Here is a 17,039-nt window from a genome sequence, read left to right as displayed (position 1 = left end):
TTGGCGCCGCGGCGGGGTTGGCACGGATAGCGGAGGCAGTCGGCGCAAGGATGCGCCTCCCATCGTGCGTCAGCGGGCGCCGTAGACGACGATGGTCTTGCCGGAGACGGAAATGAGCCCGCTCTCGTCCAGGGCCTTGAGCACGCGGCCGGCCATCTCCCGGGAGCAGCCGGCAATCTTGCCAAGTTCCTGCCGGGTGATGCGGATCTGCATGCCGTCCGGGTGGGTCATGGCGTCCGGCTGCTCGGCGAGGTCCAGGAGCGTGTGCGCGATGCGTCCGGACACATCGACGAAGGCGAGGTCCCGGAGTTTGGTTGTCGTCCGTCGCAGCCTTGAGGCGAGCTGCTGGGCAACGGCGAAGAGGATCTCCGGGTAGCTGTCGCGGATCTGGTGAAAACGGTCGTAGCTGATCTCTGCCACGGTGCAGGCCGTGCGCGCCTCCACATAGGCGCTGCGCTCGCTGTCGTCGTGCTCGAAGAGCCCCATCTCGCCGAAGAAGTCCCCGGGATTCAGGTAGCTGACAACCATTTTGTGGTCCTCATCCGCATCGTCCTGCACCAGTACCGATACGGACCCGTCGAGGATGAGAAACAGGCTCCGGCTGCTCTCGCCGGCGGCGAGAATTACTGTTTTGGCGGGGCACTGCCGCTGCTCGAAGTGGCGGAGAAAGCTCTCGACGCTCGGGAGACTTCGCTTCACTTGTGGCTTGACCACGGGCTCCCCTAGGTAATTGTCCGGGTGAGAGAATACTCCATCGCGAGCGTCGTTAAAATCCGGTTATCCTTGGCCCTCGCGAAAGCAGGGTGCGGCAGGGAACGGAACTCATGGAAGCAACAGTCAAGTGGCTCGACGGTGCGATGTTTGTCGGCGAAGCGGGCAGCGGCCACGCGGTGGTCATGGATGGGCCGGAGGATCTCGGCGGCCGCAATCAGGGCCCCCGGCCCATGGAGATGCTCCTCCTCGGCACCGGTGGCTGTTCGATCTACGACGTGCTGGCGATGCTGAAGAAGTCACGCCAGGCGGTTTCCGACTGCCGGGTGGAGCTCAGCGCCGAGCGCGCCGACGCGGTGCCGGCGGTGTTCACGCGCATCTCGCTGCACTTCGTGGTCACGGGCCGCGGATTGAAGGAGAGTCATGTGCGTCGGGCGGTGGAGCTGTCCGCTGAGAAGTACTGCTCTGCGTCGATCATGCTCGGCGCCGGGGGCGTGGCGATCAGCCACAGCTTCGAGATCGTCGAGGAGGACGCCGGGGGTGGAGAGGCCTGAGCCTGCGGCTCAGACCCAGTAGCTGCTGCGGGTCATGGCCTGCGCCAGGGCGCTCATGGCCTGCTTCACCGGCCGGGGGAATTCAGTGCCGCCGGCCTCCAGGGCATTCTGTCCGTGCCGCTCTTCGTCCTCGAGCATCTGTTGGAGAATCAGCCGTGACTTGCGGTCGTCATCCGGCAGGTCCTTGAGGTGTTCCTTCAGATGCCGGCAGACGCGCTCTTCCGTGGCGGCTACGAAGCCCAGGCTGACCTTGTCGCCGATGGCGCCGGCCACGGCGCCCAGGGCAAAGGAGAGGCCGTACCAGGCCGGGTTGAGCACGCTGGGGTGGCTGTCGAGTTCGCGCAGCCGCTCGGCGCACCAGACGAGGTGGTCCACTTCCTCGGCGGCGGCCTCCTGCATCTCGTCGCGGACCGTGGGCAGGCGCGCGGTGAGCGCCTGGCCCTGGTACAGCGCCTGGGCACAGACTTCGCCGGTGTGATTCACGCGCATGAGACGGGCGACGTGCCTGCGCTCGCGGTCGGACAGCTCCGCGTCACTGTGGCCTGTCGACGGCGACTCGCGGCCCGCGGTGTTGCCGCGGTTGGCGAGCGTGCGCATGACCGTGTCGGTCTCACTGATAAGGCGGTCGATAAGGCTGAGGCGGCGCTGACGCATGGTGTCCGGGGCGGTCCTCTGAAAGACTACAAGATCAATCAACTATAGCGCTCGATAGCGCGCCAGCCAATGTCGCTGCGGCGGGTGGCACCGTCGAAGCTGATACGATCAGCCGCGGCGTAGGCCGCGTCCCGGGCCGCCCTGACGTCTTCGCCCAGGGCCGTCACGCAGAGCACCCGGCCGCCGGCGGTGACCAGCTTGCCGTCCGCTTCCGCGGTGCCGGCATGGAAGACCTTCACGGCCTCGCCAAAGGCCTCCTCGCTGCCGCTGATTTCCACCCCCTTGTCGTAGCTGCCCGGGTAGCCGCCGGCGGCGAGCACCACGCCCAGGGCCGGCCGCGGGTCCCAGTCTGCACTGGCGCCGGCGAGCTCGCCGTCCAGGGCGCGCTCGCAGAGCTCCACCAGGTCCGAGCGCAGGCGCAGCAGGATGGGTTGTGTTTCCGGGTCGCCGAAGCGGCAGTTGAACTCGATGACCTTCGGTTCGCCGGCGGGGGTGATCATCAGGCCGGCGTAGAGAAAGCCCGTATAGGGCCGGCCATCCTCGGCCATGCCGCGCACCGTGGGCATGATGATCTCATCCATGATGCGCTGGTGCAGGGCCTCGTCGACTACCGGGGCCGGGGAGTAGGCGCCCATGCCGCCGGTGTTCGGCCCCGTGTCGCCGTCGCCGATGCGCTTGTGATCCTGGCTGGTCGCCATCGGCAGGGCGCTGAGCCCGTCGGCGATGACGATGAAGCTCGCCTCCTCACCGTCGAGGAACTCTTCGATCACCACCTGCGCGCCGGCATCGCCGAAGCGGTTGCCCTCGAGCATGTCGCGCACCGCGGCCTCAGCCTCTTCGAGGGTTTCGGCGACCACCACGCCCTTGCCGGCGGCGAGGCCGTCGGCCTTGACGACGATGGGCGCGCCCTGCTCGCGCAGGTAGGCGAGCGCCGGCGCCAGCTCGCTGAAGGTGGCGTAGGCCGCCGTGGGGATGTTGTGACGGGCGAGGAAGTCCTTGCTGAAGGCCTTGGAGCCCTCGAGCTGCGCCGCCGCTGCGCTCGGGCCGAAGCAGCGCAGGCCGCGGTCCTGAAACTCGTCGACGAAGCCGGCGACCAGCGGCGCCTCGGGGCCGATGATGGTCAGCTCCACGCCGCCGAGGCCCGAGGCGAAGTCCGCCAGGCTGTAGAAGTCCTCGGGGTCCATGGCGAGGTTCTCGACGCCCGGTTCCCGGGCCGTGCCTGCGTTGCCGGGGCAGACGTAGACGGTGTCGACCTGCGGCGACTGGGCCGCTTTCCAGGCCAGAGCGTGTTCACGCCCGCCGCTGCCGATAATGAGTACGTTCACAGCTGTTCTCCTCGGTCCCTGGGTTCAGTGGCGGAAGTGGCGCATGCCGGTAAAGACCATGGCCATGCCGGCCTCGTCGGCGGCGGCGATGACTTCATCGTCGCGGATGGAACCGCCGGGCTGGATCACCGCGGCGATGCCCGCTGCGGCGGCGTTGTCGATGCCGTCGCGGAAGGGGAAGAAGGCGTCGGAGGCCATCACCGAACCGGCCACCGGCAGCCCCGCATGCTCGGCCTTTATGACTGCGATGCGCGCCGAATTGACCCGGCTCATCTGTCCGGCGCCGATGCCCACGGTCTGTCCGCCGGCGGCGTAGACGATGGCGTTGGATTTCACGAACTTGGCCACGCGCCAGGCGAACAGCAGGTCGCCGAGCTGCTCCTCGCTCGGGGCCAGCTTCGTCACCACTTGGATGTCGCCGGCGCCGACGGCGCCGAGATCCCGGTCCTGTACCAGCAGGCCACCGGTCACGCGCTGGTAGTTCATAGCTGCCAGCGGCGCCTGCCATTCGCCGCAGGCAAGGAGGCGTACGTTCTTCCTGGCGGCGATAACCGCAGCGGCGCCCTCGCTCACGGAGGGGGCGATGATCACCTCGACGAACTGCCGCTCGACGATGGCCTTCGCCGTAGCCTCGTCCAGTGCGCGGTTCACGGCAATGATGCCGCCAAAAGCGGATTCCGGGTCTGTGGCGAAGGCGCGCTCGTAGGCGGCGAGGAGATCGCCGGCCACAGCCACGCCGCAGGGATTGGCGTGCTTGACGATAACGCAGGCGGGTTCATGAAAGCTTTTGACGCACGCCAGGGCTGCGTCCGTGTCGGCGACATTGTTGTAGGACAGTGCCTTGCCCTGCAGCTGCCGCGCCGTGGCCACGCCGGCCTCGGTCGGCGTGTTCTCGCGGTAGAAGGCCGCGCGCTGGTGCGGGTTTTCACCGTAGCGCAGGGCCTCCACCCGGGTGAAGTTCAGGTTCAGGGTCCGCGGAAAACCCTCGCTGCCGCCGGGTACGCGCTGGCCGAAGTAGTTGGCGATGGCGCTGTCGTAGGCCGCGGTGTGCTCGTAGGCGCGGATAGCGAGATCGAAGCGGGTCTCCAGGGTGGTGGCGCCGTCGTGGGTCCGCAGTTCCTCGAGCACGTGGCCATAGTCGGCGGCATTGACCACGATGGCGACATCCCGGTGGTTCTTGGCGGCGGCGCGCACCATGGTCGGCCCGCCGATGTCGATGTTTTCCACGGCCTCTTCGAGGCTGCAGTCGGGCCGTGCGACGGTGGCCTCGAAGGGATAGAGGTTGACGATGACCATATCGATGGGTGCTATGCCGTGCTCCACCATTACGGCGTCGTCGGTACCCCGGCGACCGAGAATACCGCCGTGGATAACCGGGTGCAGGGTCTTCACCCGCCCGTCCATCATCTCCGGGAAGCCCGTGTGTTCCGCCACTTCCGTCACCGGCAGCCCCTCGCCTGCGAGCAGGCGGTAGGTGCCGCCGGTGGAGAGCAGAGCGACGCCGAGCTCCGCGAGGCTGCGGGCAAAGTCGACGATGCCGGTCTTGTCGGAAACGCTGATGAGCGCCCGCCGGACGCGGACCGGGTGGCTGTCGTTCATGGTCAGGGGAGACCTCCTGTCAGGGTTCGTCGGAGAGCTTGTAGAGGCGCAGTTTTTTGCGCAGGGTCCCGCGGTTCAGGCCGAGAAGATGCGCGGCGCGGGTCTGGTTGTTGCGGGTGTGACGCATGACTTCCTCGAGGAGCGGCGCCTCCACCTGGGACAGGACCAGCTGGTAGAAGTCCGTGGGCAGTTCGCCGTCGATCTCGTCAAGGTACTGGCGTACCGAACTGCGCACCGTGTCGTCCAGGGGGGCGGGTGTGGCCGGCGCCCTGCCGGCGCTCTTTTTGCTGCTGGTGGTACTCATGGTGGTACTGATGGTGGTGCTGTTGGTGGTGCGCTTGCTCATGCTGCCAGGTCCTGCGTTGGCTGTCGGGTCGCGAGGTCCGCGAGGAAGTCTAACTGCTCTGCGGGGGTCTCGAGGCGATTAAATCGGCGCCGGGTGTCATCGCCGACCGCGGCGGCGCTGAGGTACCAGCCGACGTGCTTGCGCGCGATGCGCGGGCCGAGGAAGTCGCCGTAGAAGACGTGCAGTGCCGCCAGGTGCTCCCTGAGCACGGTGAGCTGGGTATCGTGGTCCGGGTCGGCCGGCACCGGGTCCCCGGCGAGGTGCGCGGCGATCTGCCCGCAGAGCCAGGGCCTGCCCTGGGCCGCACGGCCGATCATGACCCCCGCCGCGCCGGTGTGGGCGAGGACGGCCGCGGCCTTTGTCGGCGAGCCGATGTCACCGTTCGCCCAGACCGGGATCGACGTTGCGGCGACCATGGCGGCGATGGTGTCGTACTCGGCCTCGCCGGCGAAGGCGCAGGCGCGGCTGCGCCCGTGTACCGCCAGGGCGGCGATGCCCGCGTCCTCGGCGATGCGCGCAATGGTTACGCCGTTGCGTCGCTCCGGCGTGGGGCCGGTGCGGAGCTTGAGCGTGACGGGAACGTCGACGGCGGCAACGACGGCGCCAAGGATCTCGGCCACCAGAGCCTCGTCAGCCAGGAGCGCGGAGCCTGCGGCCTTGCGGCAGACCTTCTTCGCCGGGCAGCCCATATTGATGTCGATAATCTGGGCGCCGAGGGCGACGTTGTGCCGCGCCGCCGCGGCGAGCAAGGCCGGATCACCGCCAACGATCTGCACGGCCCGCGGCTCGCCCTCGCCGTCGTGGCGGCTGCGCAGGCGGCTCTTGCGGGAAGTGCGGAGCGTCGGGTCGGCGGTGACCATCTCGGCAACGGCGTAACCGGCCCCGAAGCGGGTGCAGAGACGACGGAAGGGCAGGTCCGTGACGCCGGCCATGGGAGCCAGGGCAACGCGGTTTGCCAGCGTGTGGTCGCCAATGCGGAGCATGGGTCAGCCGTCCGAACGGGGACGAGCGATGATACGCGAGCGCCGCAACTGGTTAAACCCTGACCGCTTAAAAAGGATTCACCCCGGATCAGTGCGATCACAGCATTCGCCCCGGGTCGGGCCTCCTACCGGGGTTTCTCCCCCCGCAGCACCACCCAGCCCTCCTGTTCCCCGGCCACCGCCAGCGGCAGCAGCGCGGCATAGCCCGCGATGAGCTCTTCCGCCTGCGACGCCAGCAGCCCCGACAGCAGCAGCACGCCCCCGGGGCGGAGGAAACCGGCGATCGTCGGCGCCAGGGCCAGCAGCGGGCCGGCGAGAATGTTGGCGACAACGAGGTCACACTGGCCCTGCCAGAGGCTCGCATCGTAGTCGCCGGGGAGGGCGATGGTCAGCCCGGCGAGCGCCACGCCGTTGCGCGCGGCGTTGTCCGCGGCGGCCGCCAGCGCCTGCGGGTCGTTGTCCACACAGAGCACAGGTCCGGCCCCGAGCTTCGCCGCGGCCACGGCGAGAATGCCGGAGCCACAGCCGTAATCGACTGCGCGTGCGCCCGCCGGGACCGCGTCGGCGAGGGCCGCGAGGCAGAGCGCGGTGGTCGGGTGGGTACCGGTGCCGAAGGCGAGCCCCGGGTCCAGCAGCAGGTTGACCGCGGTCGGGTCCGGCGGCTCCAGCCAGCTCGGGCAGACCCAGAACCGAGGGCCGAACTGGAGCGGCCGGTAGTGCTGCATCCACTCCCGGGACCAGTCCTTGTCCTCGAGGATTTCCACCCGCGGGGTGGCGTCAACCGTGAGCACCGGGTCGAGGCCGGCGAGCACCGAATCCATGTCTGCGTCGGCGGGGAAGAGGCCGGTGAGGCGGGTCTGCTGCCAGAGCGGCGTCTCGCCAACCCCCGGCTCCAGCACCGGCTCGTCGGCATTGTCCTCAAGGGTGACGGAGACAGCGCCGGCGGCGAGGAGCCTCTCTTCCAGGGCCGCCGCGGCGGCGGGTGCTGTGTCCAGCCGAAGCTGCAGCCAGCTCACGGCGCTGCCCCTGCCACTAGTGATCCTCGAGCTTGCTTTCGAGGTAGTGGATGCTCACGCCGCCGGCCTGGAAGGCCGCGTCGCGGACCAGGTCCCGGTGCAGCGCCGTGTTGGTGCGGATGCCCTGGACGATGAGCTCGTCCAGGGCCTGACGCATGCGCGCCATGGCGCTGTCGCGGGTCTCGCCGTAGCTGATCACTTTGGCGATCAGCGAGTCGTAGAAGGGCGGTACCGTGTAGTTGTCGTAGATGTGCGAGTCCACCCGGATGCCCGGGCCGCCGGGCGGGTGGTAGGTGCTGATGGTGCCCGGCGACGGCATGAAGGTGTGCGGATCCTCGGCGTTGATGCGACACTCGATGGCGTGCCCGCGGAAACGCACCTGTTCCTGGGTAACGGACAGGGGCAGGCCGCTGGCCACGCGCAGCTGCTCGTGGACGATGTCGATGCCCGTGATCATCTCCGTCACCGGATGCTCGACCTGGATCCGCGTGTTCATCTCAATAAAGTAGAAGCCGCCGTCCTCATAGAGGAACTCGAAGGTGCCGGCGCCCCGATAATCGATGTCGAGGCAGGCCTTGATGCAGGCTTCCGCCACCTGCTCGCGCAGATGCGGGTCGATGTCCGGTGCCGGGGCTTCTTCGATCACCTTCTGGTGCCGGCGCTGCAGGGAGCAGTCGCGGTCGCCCAGATGAATGGCATTGCCCTGGCCGTCGGCGATGATCTGGATTTCGACATGACGCGGCTTTTGCAGGAACTTCTCCAGGTACACCACCTCGGAGCCGAAGGCCGCGCCGGCCTCGGATTTGGTCACCTGTACGGAGTTCAGCAGGGCCGCCTCGTTGTGGACCACGCGCATGCCGCGGCCGCCGCCGCCGGCGGCGGCCTTGATGATCACCGGGAAGCCGACCTTGCGGGCGATGGCGACGATCTCGTCCGGGTCGTCCGGCAGCGGACCGTCGGAGCCGGGCACCGTGGGCACGCCGGCGGCCTTCATGGCGGCGATGGCCGAGACCTTGTCGCCCATGAGCCGGATCGTGTCCGCCCGCGGGCCGATGAAGGTGAAGCCGCTTTTCTCGACCTGCTCGGCGAAGTCGGCGTTCTCGGCGAGGAAGCCGTAGCCGGGGTGGATGCCGTCGGCGTTGCTGACTTCCGCCGCGCTGATGATCGCCGGCACGTTGAGGTAGCTCTGGGAGGAGCCGGCGGGGCCGATGCAGATGGCCTCGTCGGCGAGGCGCACGTGCATGAGCTCCGTATCGGCGCTCGAGTGGACGGCGACCGTGGGAATGTCGAGCTCCTTGCACGCGCGCAGAATGCGCAGCGCGATCTCGCCGCGGTTGGCGATGAGCACTTTTTCCAGCATGGGGTTACCTCGTGGCCGTTCGTTCAGATGATGGAGACGAGCGGCTGGTCATATTCCACCGGCTCGCCGTTGTCGACGAGGATCGCAGCTACGGTGCCCGATTTGTCCGCCTCGATCTGGTTCATCATCTTCATGGCCTCGACAATGCAGAGCACGTCGCCGGCCTTCACCGTCTTGCCAACTTCGATGAAGGGGGCCGACGAGGGCGATGGCGAGCGGTAGAAGGTGCCGACCATGGGCGAGCGCACCAGGTGGCCCTCCGCTTCCGGTGCATCGGCGGGCTCCGGTGCGGCGGCGGGTGCCGCCGGTGCGGCCGGTGCGGGCGGGGGCGGCGGTGCATAGCCCGCGGGGGCGTACTGGATCCGGGAGCCGTTGCGGCTGATGCGCACGGATTCTTCCCCTTCCTGGATCTCGATCTCGTCGATGTTCGACTCCTCCAGGAGCTCGATCAGCTTCTTGACCTTGCGAATATCCATAGCGGTGTTCCTTACCAAGTCAAAGGCATGAAAAGTCAGTTGTTCAGCTGGCGCAGCGCGGCCTGCAGGGCCAGCTCGTAGCCCTGGGCGCCGAGCCCGCAGATGACCCCGCGGGCGAGGTCGGAAAAATAGCTGTGGTGGCGGAAAGGCTCGCGGGCGTGCACATTCGACAGGTGTACTTCGATAAAGGGAATCGCCACCGCCGCCAGGGCGTCGCGGAGGGCGACGCTGGTGTGGGTAAAGGCGGCGGGATTGATGAGGATGCAGTCCACCCCTTCGCGGCGGGCGTCGTGCACGCGCTCGACGAGTTCCGACTCGGCGTTGCTCTGCAGTGACAGCAGGTGATGCCCCGCGTCGCGGGCGATGGCAGCGAGGCGTGCATCGATAGCCTCGAGGGTGTCGTGGCCATAAACCGAGGGCTCCCGCTCACCGAGCAGGTTCAGGTTGGGGCCGTGCAGGACGAGGATGCTGGCCATGGCGCGCGCAAGCCCGAGTTGCTCCACAAGAGGGCACAGTGTGGATCAGGCCGGGGCGCCTGTCCACAGTGAGGGTATTTTTTGGCGATTTTTCCCGAATTTAGCCGCAGTATCGCGGCAATATATGAGGTGAGTACATTCTGTTCTGTCATCCCCTCAGGATGACGGCAATGCCTCAAGGGCCTCGAGCACCGTGCCCTTGCGCAGGAGCTGGGGCAGCACCACCGGCGCTGCGCCCGCGCGGCCCGGGTAGAGAAGGTACAGCGGAATGCCCGAGCGGCCCTGGCGGGCGAGAAAGTCGGCGATCACCGGGTCGCGGTTGGTCCAGTCGGCCACCAGGTAGCGCACGCCGCGCTCGGCGAAAGCCGCCTCGATGGTGTTCGTCTGTAGCACCGCGCGTTCGTTGGCAAGGCAGGTGATGCACCAGTCTGCCGTGAAGTCGACGAAGACCGGTTCGCCGATGGCCTGAGCCTCGCGGACGGCGGCCTCGGACCAGGCCGCCACGCCCTCGCTGCCCGCGGCCTCGCCCGGTGCCGTACCGCGATAGCTTCCCGCCGCTACCGCGGCCACCAGGGTGAGCAGGGCGGCGCCGCGACGCCAGCCACCGGTGCTCCATAGCCACAAGGCGAGGGCCAGCAACAGCGCTCCGCCGAGCGCCGCGGCCATGGTGTCGACGCCGGCCTGGCGTCCGGCCACCCAGAACAGCCACAGGGCGGTGGCGTAGAGGGGGAAGGCCAGTGCCTGCTGCAGCCGCTGCATCCAGGCCCCGGGCCGCGGCAGCAGGCGCCGGGCCAGGGCGCTGTGGCCGAGGAGTACCATGGGTGCGGCCATGCCGGCACCGAGGGCGGTGAACACGGCGAGGCCGATGACCGCCGGCTGTGTCAGCGCAAAGCCCAGGGCCGTGCCCATGAACGGGGCCGTGCAGGGGCTGGCGACTACCACGGCCAGGGCGCCGGTAAAAAAGGCGCCACGGTCGCCGCCGTCACTGGCCAGGCTGTTGCCGAGATTCATGAACCGTCCGCCGATGTGCACCAGCCCGGAGAGAGACAGACCCATGGCCACGAACAGGTAGGCCAGGCCAATGACAAAGCCTGGCGACTGCAGCTGGAAGCCCCAGCCCACGGCCATGCCGGCGCCGCGCAGGGCGATGAGCGCGCCGGCAACCACCAGAAAGCTCAGCACTACCCCGGCGCCGTAGAGCCAGGCGTGGCGGCGCCGCTGCGCCGGCGCGGCGCTGGCGAAGCCCAGGGCCTTGAGGGAGAGCACCGGGAACACGCAGGGCATGAGGTTCAGGATCAGTCCGCCCAGGGTCGCGAACAGCAGCATCGCCGGCAGGCCCTGGCGCTCGCCGGTTGCTGCGCCGGCCGGTTGCTGCGCGGCCTGTTGTGGCCGAGGCAGGGCGATCGCGGCTACCGTGCCCGTGGCTGTATCGATGCGGAAAGCCTGGTCCCGCGGCGGGTAGCAGAGCCCCGCATCGGCGCAGCCCTGGGACTGCACCGCGAGGGTTGCTGTGCCCACGAGGGGGCGGGCCGGCACCAGGATGATGTCGGCACTGTCGTAGTAGACCGAGACGTCGCCGAAGAACTCATCCGTGCGCTCGAGCGCCGGCGGCAGCCTGGCGTCCACCGGCACGTCGCCCCGGGAGTCTTTCAGCTCAAAGGCAAACTGATGCTGATAGAGGTAGTAGTCGGGGGCGATCTGCCAGTAGAGGCGCAGCGTGCCCTCCTCCTGCAGCGCCAGGGCCGGCACATAGGCCTCTTCCACGGGCAGGAAGGATTGCTCCATGCTTGCAAAGGGCGATGAGCCCGGCTGGGGCGCGCCCCCGAGCGGCCCCGCGGCGTGAACAGTGGCAGCGAAAAACAGAAGGGCAACAACAATTGCACGCATGAAAGCGGGGCCGGGGCGTCAGCAAAGAGAATTCATTGTAGCAGCGCGCAGACACCCCCCCAACGCGCCGCGAATGCCAGGGGATGCTATGATCGGCAGACCGGCGCGACGTGCGCCCGCCACAGGCTTTTGAGGTTAACTGCGTGTTCCGACCCCTGCCCTTTGTCGTCCTGGGTGCGCTTCTTGCCGCCCCGGTTGTTGCCGATCCCCTCACCCTGACAGATGCCTGGGTCCGCGCCCTGCCGCCGACGCAGGCGATGACGGCCGGCTACCTCTCGGTGACCAACAGCGGTGACGTCGCGGTGCGTATTGTCGGCGCCGAGGCCGGCGGCGCCGGACGGACAGAGCTGCACGAGAGCCGCGCCGAGGGCGGTGCCATGCGCATGGTGGCCGTGGAGGCGCTGGTGCTGGCGCCGGGCGAGAGCGCGAGCTTCGAACCCGGCGGCCTCCACCTTATGCTGAAAGACCTCGACCGCATGCCGGCTCCCGGAGATACCGTGCGTCTGTGCCTGCTCAGCGACGACGGCGAGCGTAGCTGCACCGATGCTGCCGTGCGCCGCGACGCGCCCATGGCCGGCCACCACCACGAGCACTGATCATGGCCGACGAAGACACCATCGACGTAACGCCCGGCAAACCCGGTCTGCGCAGGCGGCTGCAGAACCTCGGCGACGACTACCTCCCCCGGGGCAACTGGTTCCGCTTCGCCGCAGTCGTTGGCGTGCTCTACGCGGTGCTGGTGATCGTGGTCGGCTTTATCTGGAGTATCGCGCCGGCACCCTTCGATGTGCGTGAGAAGGCTGCGGAGCTCACACCCGCGGGCCGCAGCGAGGTCACCGGGGCGGTGACCACGGCCACCCTGATCGGTGTGGTCGATACGCTCCTCGAAAAGCCCGGCGGCTTCCTCTACAACGACCGCATGCCCCCGGGGCTCTACCTCGACAACATGCCGCACTGGGAATACGGCGTGCTGCTCCAGAGCCGGGACCTGGGCCGTGCCATGCGCGAGGTGCTGTCGCGCTCGCAGTCCCAGTCCCGGGAAGACCCGGACCTCGCCATTGCCGAGCCCCGGCTCAACTTCCAGACCGACAGCTGGCTGCTGCCGCCTTCCGAGTCCGAGTACCGCAAGGGCCTCAAGCACTTTCAGGCATACCTGGACCGGCTGGTGAGCGAGGAGCAGCGCGACGCCCGGTTCTACGCCCGCGCCGACAATCTCCGCGAGTGGCTGTCCATGGTCAACGCGCGCCTCGGCAGCCTGTCCCAGCGCCTGGTGGCCAGTGTCGGCCAGCGGCGCCTGACCACGAACCTTGCCGGCGACGCCGGCGCCCTGCAGGCCACGGTCACCCCGGGCGAGGTGATGGTGCGCACCCCCTGGATGGAGATCGACGATGTCTTCTACGAGGCCCGCGGCAGCGCCTGGGCGCTGATTCACTTCCTGCGCGCGGCGGAGATCGACTTCGTCGAGGTGCTGGAGAACAAGAACGCCCGGGTCAGCCTGCAGCAGATCATCCGTGAGCTCGAAGGCACCCAGGCCGCAGTCTGGAGCCCGTTCATCCTCAACGGCACGGGTTTCGGCCTCCTTGCCAATCACTCCCTGGTGATGGCTTCCTACCTCGCCCGGGCCAACGCGGCGATCATCGACCTCCGCAACCTGCTCTCCCAGGGCTGAGGCGCAGAGCCCGGGGCCCGCGCGGCTAGCCCTTGTAGCGCAGCCGCGTGCCCGTATCGAGGGACAGGCGGATTTCCTCGGCGGACAGCTCCGCGGGGAAGTAGGTCCCCGAGAGCTTGGCATCCAGCAGGCTTGCCCCCTCGAGGTTGGTGCTGCGGAAGTCAATGCCCGACAGGTCCGCGTTGCGGAAGTAGGAATCGGAGAAATCCAGCCCCGCGGCATTCATGTTGCGCAGATCGCGGCCGCGGTAGTCACCGCTCTTCAGCTGGCTCGTATCCAGCTTGTCACGCTGCTCGTTGAAGCCCTTGATGTCCTCCTGGCGGAGAAGCTGGTAGAGGGGGTCGGCTTTGATGACGGGTTTAGTCATAGGGTGCTTCCGGGGTTGGCTAACAGGGAACATGAGAGCGATAGCTTACGGCAGCCGGCTCAAAGCTAGAAGACGCAGCAAGCCAGATGGCGCGCGCGGGGAGATGAATCTACCTAGTAATGGTATCGAAGCTGCGCAATGAGCAGGGCGTCATCCTGAATCCGGTAAACGATTCTGTGTTCGTCGTTGATCCGCCTGGACCAGTAACCTGAGAGCGCGTGCCGTAAGGGCTCGGGTTTCCCGATGCCCTCGAAGGGCGCGCGGGTGATCTCCTTGATCAGCGTGTTGATTCGCTTGAGGGGTTTTTTATCGGTTCGTTGCCAGTAGAGGTAATCGGCCCAGGCGTTTTCAGAGAACACCAGCCTCACTCGCGCAGGTCTCTCTCCGCGCCGTCGCCTGCTTCGAGCTCGGCCACCGACGCAAGGAGCCTTCGCGTGTTCCGGGGGCTCCTGAGAAGGTAGGCCGTTTCTTCGAGGGCCTGATAGTCCTCCATCGAGATCATCACCACGGCACCCTCACCGTTGCGCGTGATCGCAACAGGTGCGTGATCCTTGCAGACCTGGTCCATGGTCCTGGCAAGCTGACTGCGTGCGGTGGTGTAGCTGACGCTTTTCATGGCTTTTGCCCAACAAAGAGGTACAGAAAACTGTACAAATGGTAGCAGTGCGGAGTCGCTGGAACAACGTTTTCGCTTCGTCGGTTATGGTCCCTCTGCCAGGTGGCAGGGCCACGAGGATCGACGTCTCTGCTGGGGGGGGTAGGGTAGCTAGCGGTCCTGATCATAGTGGCCACCGATGGCAAAAATGTAGATGGCCTTTTCGTCAAAGCGGTAGATCAGCCGGTCCCGCTGTGACAGGCGCCGCGACCAGAGGCCGGTGAGGTTGTATTTCAGGGGTTCGGGTTTGCCGAGGCCCACGGCAGGGTCTTTCGACCGGAGCATGTCCTTCAGTAGCTTGCAGAGCGCCTTGTGCAGCCGCTTGTCCTTCTCGCGCAGGGTCTCGTAGGCCTCCCAGGTGTTCCCTTCAAAGACCAGTGATCTCATCCAGTTGCTCGTCGGTTGGCCGATAGCCCGCGCCGCGGGCGTGTGTCTGCACGGACTCGCCAATCTGCTGCATGAGCGCCTTGCTCTGCAGCACGTGGAGTGTCTCCTGCTCGCGCTCCCAGTCCTCGGCGCTTATCACGACGAAGGCCTCCCCGGCGCGGCGGGTGACCTTGAGTGGTTCGTGCCGGCTAACTACCTGCTCAATAAGGCTTTTCAGGTTGTCTCTGAACTTGTTGACGCTGACCGATTCCACGAGGGCACCTAATCGTACGGGATCTCCGTACGACAATAGCCTGAAGCGGGCTACCGTAGCAACACTTACAATTCGTCACTTGTGGCTGTCGGCGCTATAACACTCAGATGCTAAACGCGTTGCTGTTTATTACCCGAAAACGTTCCCGCGGGAACGTGTTTCCCCCAGCGTGACACGGCAGTTCACCGGTTGCCTGCTGTCCCGCCAGTGGCGGGACGTCGCCGGCGGGGTGGCGATCGACCTCTGGTTCGCCACGGCAGAGGAGCCGCTCTGCGCCCACGTCACCGGCGAGCAGAGCGTTTTCTTTCTCTCTGCGGATCAATGGCCGCAAGCAGAGGTGTTGCTTGCCGGTGAGCGAGGGTTCACTTCAAGCGAGCCCGGGCTGCGCGATTTCTCCCGCCGCCCGGTGCGCGCGCTCTACTTCCCGGCGCACCGGCAGGCCCGGGAGGCAGCCCGTCGCCTCCTTGAGGCGGGGCTTGAGCCGCTGGAAGCTGACCTCAACCCGGCGGATCGCTACCTGATGGAGCGGTTCATCACCGGCGCGGCCACGCTCGAAGGCACCGTCGAGCGTGCCGGCGGCCACCTCGTCATGCGTTCGCCCCGCCTGCGCCCGGCGGACTACCGCCCGGCGCTGCGCATCGCCTCCATCGATATCGAGACGGCCATGGCGGGGCTGGAGCTGTACTCCATCGCTGTACACGGCACCGGGCCGGGCGGGGCGGAGGAGCGACGGGTGTTCCTGCGCGGGCCGGGTACGGGGCAGGCGGAGGTGCAGGCCTTCCCGACAGACCGGGAGGTGCTCACGGCCTTCCTCACCTGGCTCGCCGCCTTCGACCCGGACGTGATCACCGGCTGGAACGTGATCAACTTCGACCTGCGCTTTCTGCAGCGCCTTGCGGACCGGCTCGGTGTGCCGCTCAAGCTCGGCCGCGACGGCCGCCCGCCGCACTGGCGGCCGCTGGATGATGACGGCGAGCGCCACGCGCTGCAGGTGACCGGGCGCCTGGTGATCGACGGCCCGGAGTGGCTACGGGCGGCGTTCTACCGCTTCGAAAGCTTTGCGCTCGATAACGTGGCGAAGGAACTGCTCGGCGAGGGCAAGCTGCTGCACGGGCCCGAGCGTGGCGAGGAGATCGGCCGGCTGTTCCGCGAGGACCGGGAGCGGCTGGTGGACTACAACCTGCGCGACTGCGAGCTGGTGAGCTGGATCCTCGAGAAGACGGGGCTCATACAGTTCTGCCTGGCGCGCAGCAACCTGACCGGGCTGGCGGCGGACCGTTCCGGCGGCTCGGTGGCCGCCTTCGACTTTCTCTACCTGCCGAGGCTGCACCGCCGCGGCTTCGTGGCGCCGGTGGCGGCGAGCACGGCACCCGATGCGCCCGGCGGCTTCGTGCTCGACTCCCGGCCCGGGCTCTATCGCCACGTGCTGGTGCTGGACTTCAAGAGCCTGTACCCGAGCATCATCCGCACCTTCAACATCGACCCGCTGGGCCTGGTGCTGGCGGCCGACCCGGCGCTGCCGGAGGGCGCATCGGTGCCGGGCTTCCGCGGCGTGCGCTTCGCCCGCGAGGGCCACCTCCTGCCGGACCTCATCGAGCGGCTCTGGGCCCAGCGCGACGCGGCGAAGGCTGCCGATGACGCGCCCCTGTCCCAGGCCATCAAGATCATCATGAACGCCTTCTACGGCGTGCTCGGCTCCCCGGGCTGCCGCTTCTTCGACCCGCGCCTGGCCACCTCCATCACCCTGCGCGGCCACGAGATTCTCAACCGCACCAGGGACCGCATCGAGGCCGCCGGCCACACGGTGATCTACGGCGACACGGACTCGGTGTTCGTGTGGATCGAAGAGGCGGAAGATGATCCTGCCGCCGAAGCCGTCGGGCGCGAGCTGGAGCGCACGCTGAACGCCTGGTGGCGGGAGACCCTCGCGGCCGAATTCTCGGTGGAATCGCGGCTGGAGCTGGAGTTCGAGACGCACTACCGGCGCTTCCTCATGCCCACGGTGCGCGGCTCGGAAAAGGGCAGCAAGAAGCGCTACGCCGGCCTGGTGGCCGACGACAACGGCGATGACCGGCTGGTGTTCAAGGGTCTGGAGAACGTGCGTTCCGACTGGACGCGCCTCGCCCGGCAGGTCCAGGAGGAGCTTTACGGCCGCATCTTCCGCGACGAGCCGTGGCAGGACTGGCTGCGGGCCGAGGTGGCAGCCGTGCGCGCCGGCGAGCGCGATGACCAGCTCGTCTACCGCAAGCGCCTGCGCCGGCGCCTGGACGACTACCAGCGCAACGTCCCGCCGCACGTGCAGGCCGCGCGCCTGGCCGTGG

General features: G+C 67.7%; 20 protein-coding genes. 4 read left to right on the top strand and 16 right to left on the bottom strand.

Annotated elements, in window-relative coordinates; translation table 11 throughout:
• Positions 1 to 69: 69 nt before the first annotated feature.
• Complete coding sequence (crp, locus tag HRUBRA_RS12190; protein ID WP_035517569.1) at positions 70 to 714, bottom strand: cAMP-activated global transcriptional regulator CRP; 645 nt, start codon at positions 712 to 714, stop codon at positions 70 to 72.
• 110 nt (positions 715 to 824) lie between these two features.
• On the opposite strand from crp, the gene HRUBRA_RS12185 reads away from it, so the two are divergent.
• Positions 825 to 1,265 (top strand): OsmC family protein, encoded by a 441-nt coding sequence (locus HRUBRA_RS12185; RefSeq protein ID WP_035517568.1) that lies wholly within the window; start codon positions 825 to 827, stop codon positions 1,263 to 1,265.
• 9 nt (positions 1,266 to 1,274) lie between these two features.
• On the opposite strand, the gene coq7 is transcribed toward HRUBRA_RS12185, so the two are convergent.
• The 10 genes from coq7 to HRUBRA_RS12135 all read right to left on the bottom strand — a co-directional run bounded on the left by coq7 (position 1,275) and on the right by HRUBRA_RS12135 (position 11,285).
• The gene (gene coq7 / locus HRUBRA_RS12180; RefSeq protein ID WP_035517567.1) at positions 1,275 to 1,919 is read right to left on the bottom strand and encodes a 2-polyprenyl-3-methyl-6-methoxy-1,4-benzoquinone monooxygenase; all 645 of its coding nucleotides are present in this window, start codon (positions 1,917 to 1,919) and stop codon (positions 1,275 to 1,277) included.
• Positions 1,920 to 1,957: 38 nt separating this feature from the next.
• The gene (purD, locus tag HRUBRA_RS12175) at positions 1,958 to 3,244 is read right to left on the bottom strand and encodes a phosphoribosylamine--glycine ligase (RefSeq protein WP_035517566.1); all 1,287 of its coding nucleotides are present in this window, start codon (positions 3,242 to 3,244) and stop codon (positions 1,958 to 1,960) included.
• A 24-nt stretch (positions 3,245 to 3,268) separates the two neighbouring features.
• Positions 3,269 to 4,843 carry a bifunctional phosphoribosylaminoimidazolecarboxamide formyltransferase/IMP cyclohydrolase gene (gene purH, locus HRUBRA_RS12170; RefSeq protein ID WP_035517564.1) on the bottom strand — a complete coding sequence of 525 codons (1,575 nt, stop codon included), beginning with the start codon at positions 4,841 to 4,843 and terminating at the stop codon, positions 3,269 to 3,271.
• Between the two features lie 19 nt (positions 4,844 to 4,862).
• Positions 4,863 to 5,189, bottom strand: a complete 327-nt coding sequence (gene fis, locus HRUBRA_RS12165; protein ID WP_035517562.1) for a DNA-binding transcriptional regulator Fis — start codon at positions 5,187 to 5,189, stop codon at positions 4,863 to 4,865.
• On the bottom strand, positions 5,186 to 6,172 hold the full coding sequence (gene dusB / locus HRUBRA_RS12160; RefSeq protein WP_035517561.1) for a tRNA dihydrouridine synthase DusB: 987 nt from the start codon (positions 6,170 to 6,172) through the stop codon (positions 5,186 to 5,188). Before dusB ends, fis begins: the two co-directional genes overlap by 4 nt.
• A gap of 125 nt (positions 6,173 to 6,297) precedes the next feature.
• On the bottom strand, positions 6,298 to 7,188 hold the full coding sequence (prmA, locus tag HRUBRA_RS12155) for a 50S ribosomal protein L11 methyltransferase (RefSeq protein ID WP_035517560.1): 891 nt from the start codon (positions 7,186 to 7,188) through the stop codon (positions 6,298 to 6,300).
• Positions 7,189 to 7,204: 16 nt separating this feature from the next.
• A complete protein-coding gene (accC, locus tag HRUBRA_RS12150) occupies positions 7,205 to 8,548 on the bottom strand; it encodes an acetyl-CoA carboxylase biotin carboxylase subunit (protein WP_035517559.1) in 1,344 nt (447 codons plus the stop codon).
• Between the two features lie 23 nt (positions 8,549 to 8,571).
• Positions 8,572 to 9,024 carry an acetyl-CoA carboxylase biotin carboxyl carrier protein gene (accB, locus tag HRUBRA_RS12145; protein WP_035517558.1) on the bottom strand — a complete coding sequence of 151 codons (453 nt, stop codon included), beginning with the start codon at positions 9,022 to 9,024 and terminating at the stop codon, positions 8,572 to 8,574.
• Positions 9,025 to 9,059: 35 nt separating this feature from the next.
• On the bottom strand, positions 9,060 to 9,500 hold the full coding sequence (gene aroQ, locus HRUBRA_RS12140; protein WP_035517579.1) for a type II 3-dehydroquinate dehydratase: 441 nt from the start codon (positions 9,498 to 9,500) through the stop codon (positions 9,060 to 9,062).
• A 156-nt stretch (positions 9,501 to 9,656) separates the two neighbouring features.
• On the bottom strand, positions 9,657 to 11,285 hold the full coding sequence (locus tag HRUBRA_RS12135; RefSeq protein ID WP_236629865.1) for a protein-disulfide reductase DsbD family protein: 1,629 nt from the start codon (positions 11,283 to 11,285) through the stop codon (positions 9,657 to 9,659).
• A gap of 245 nt (positions 11,286 to 11,530) precedes the next feature.
• Between HRUBRA_RS12135 and HRUBRA_RS12130 the strand changes: the two genes are divergently transcribed.
• Entirely contained in the window at positions 11,531 to 11,983 is a 453-nt protein-coding gene (locus HRUBRA_RS12130) for a copper chaperone PCu(A)C (protein WP_035517556.1), read from the top strand.
• A gap of 2 nt (positions 11,984 to 11,985) precedes the next feature.
• Positions 11,986 to 13,056, top strand: coding sequence for a DUF2333 family protein (locus HRUBRA_RS12125; RefSeq protein ID WP_052094798.1), 1,071 nt, complete (start codon positions 11,986 to 11,988; stop codon positions 13,054 to 13,056).
• Between the two features lie 25 nt (positions 13,057 to 13,081).
• On the opposite strand, the gene HRUBRA_RS12120 is transcribed toward HRUBRA_RS12125, so the two are convergent.
• The 5 genes from HRUBRA_RS12120 to HRUBRA_RS12100 form a co-directional block, all read right to left on the bottom strand.
• A complete protein-coding gene (locus HRUBRA_RS12120) occupies positions 13,082 to 13,423 on the bottom strand; it encodes a pentapeptide repeat-containing protein (protein WP_035517555.1) in 342 nt (113 codons plus the stop codon).
• Between the two features lie 113 nt (positions 13,424 to 13,536).
• The gene (locus HRUBRA_RS12115) at positions 13,537 to 13,791 is read right to left on the bottom strand and encodes a Txe/YoeB family addiction module toxin (protein ID WP_035517554.1); all 255 of its coding nucleotides are present in this window, start codon (positions 13,789 to 13,791) and stop codon (positions 13,537 to 13,539) included.
• Positions 13,788 to 14,039: a type II toxin-antitoxin system Phd/YefM family antitoxin gene (locus HRUBRA_RS12110; RefSeq protein ID WP_035517553.1), complete on the bottom strand. Its 252-nt coding sequence runs from the start codon at positions 14,037 to 14,039 to the stop codon at positions 13,788 to 13,790. The genes HRUBRA_RS12115 and HRUBRA_RS12110 overlap by 4 nt, the downstream gene beginning before the upstream one ends.
• Positions 14,040 to 14,189: 150 nt before the next feature.
• Entirely contained in the window at positions 14,190 to 14,465 is a 276-nt protein-coding gene (locus HRUBRA_RS12105) for a Txe/YoeB family addiction module toxin (protein ID WP_035517550.1), read from the bottom strand.
• Entirely contained in the window at positions 14,446 to 14,718 is a 273-nt protein-coding gene (locus HRUBRA_RS12100) for a type II toxin-antitoxin system Phd/YefM family antitoxin (RefSeq protein ID WP_035517549.1), read from the bottom strand. The genes HRUBRA_RS12105 and HRUBRA_RS12100 overlap by 20 nt, the downstream gene beginning before the upstream one ends.
• A gap of 169 nt (positions 14,719 to 14,887) precedes the next feature.
• Between HRUBRA_RS12100 and HRUBRA_RS12095 the strand changes: the two genes are divergently transcribed.
• Positions 14,888 to 17,039: DNA polymerase II (locus HRUBRA_RS12095; RefSeq protein ID WP_035517548.1), on the top strand; the 2,152-nt coding region annotated here is incomplete at its 3' end.

It is taken from the genome of Pseudohaliea rubra DSM 19751, assembly GCF_000764025.1.
GTDB classification, from domain to species: Bacteria; Pseudomonadota; Gammaproteobacteria; order Pseudomonadales; family Halieaceae; genus Pseudohaliea; species Pseudohaliea rubra.
This window is presented reverse-complemented; position numbering and strand designations above follow the sequence as displayed.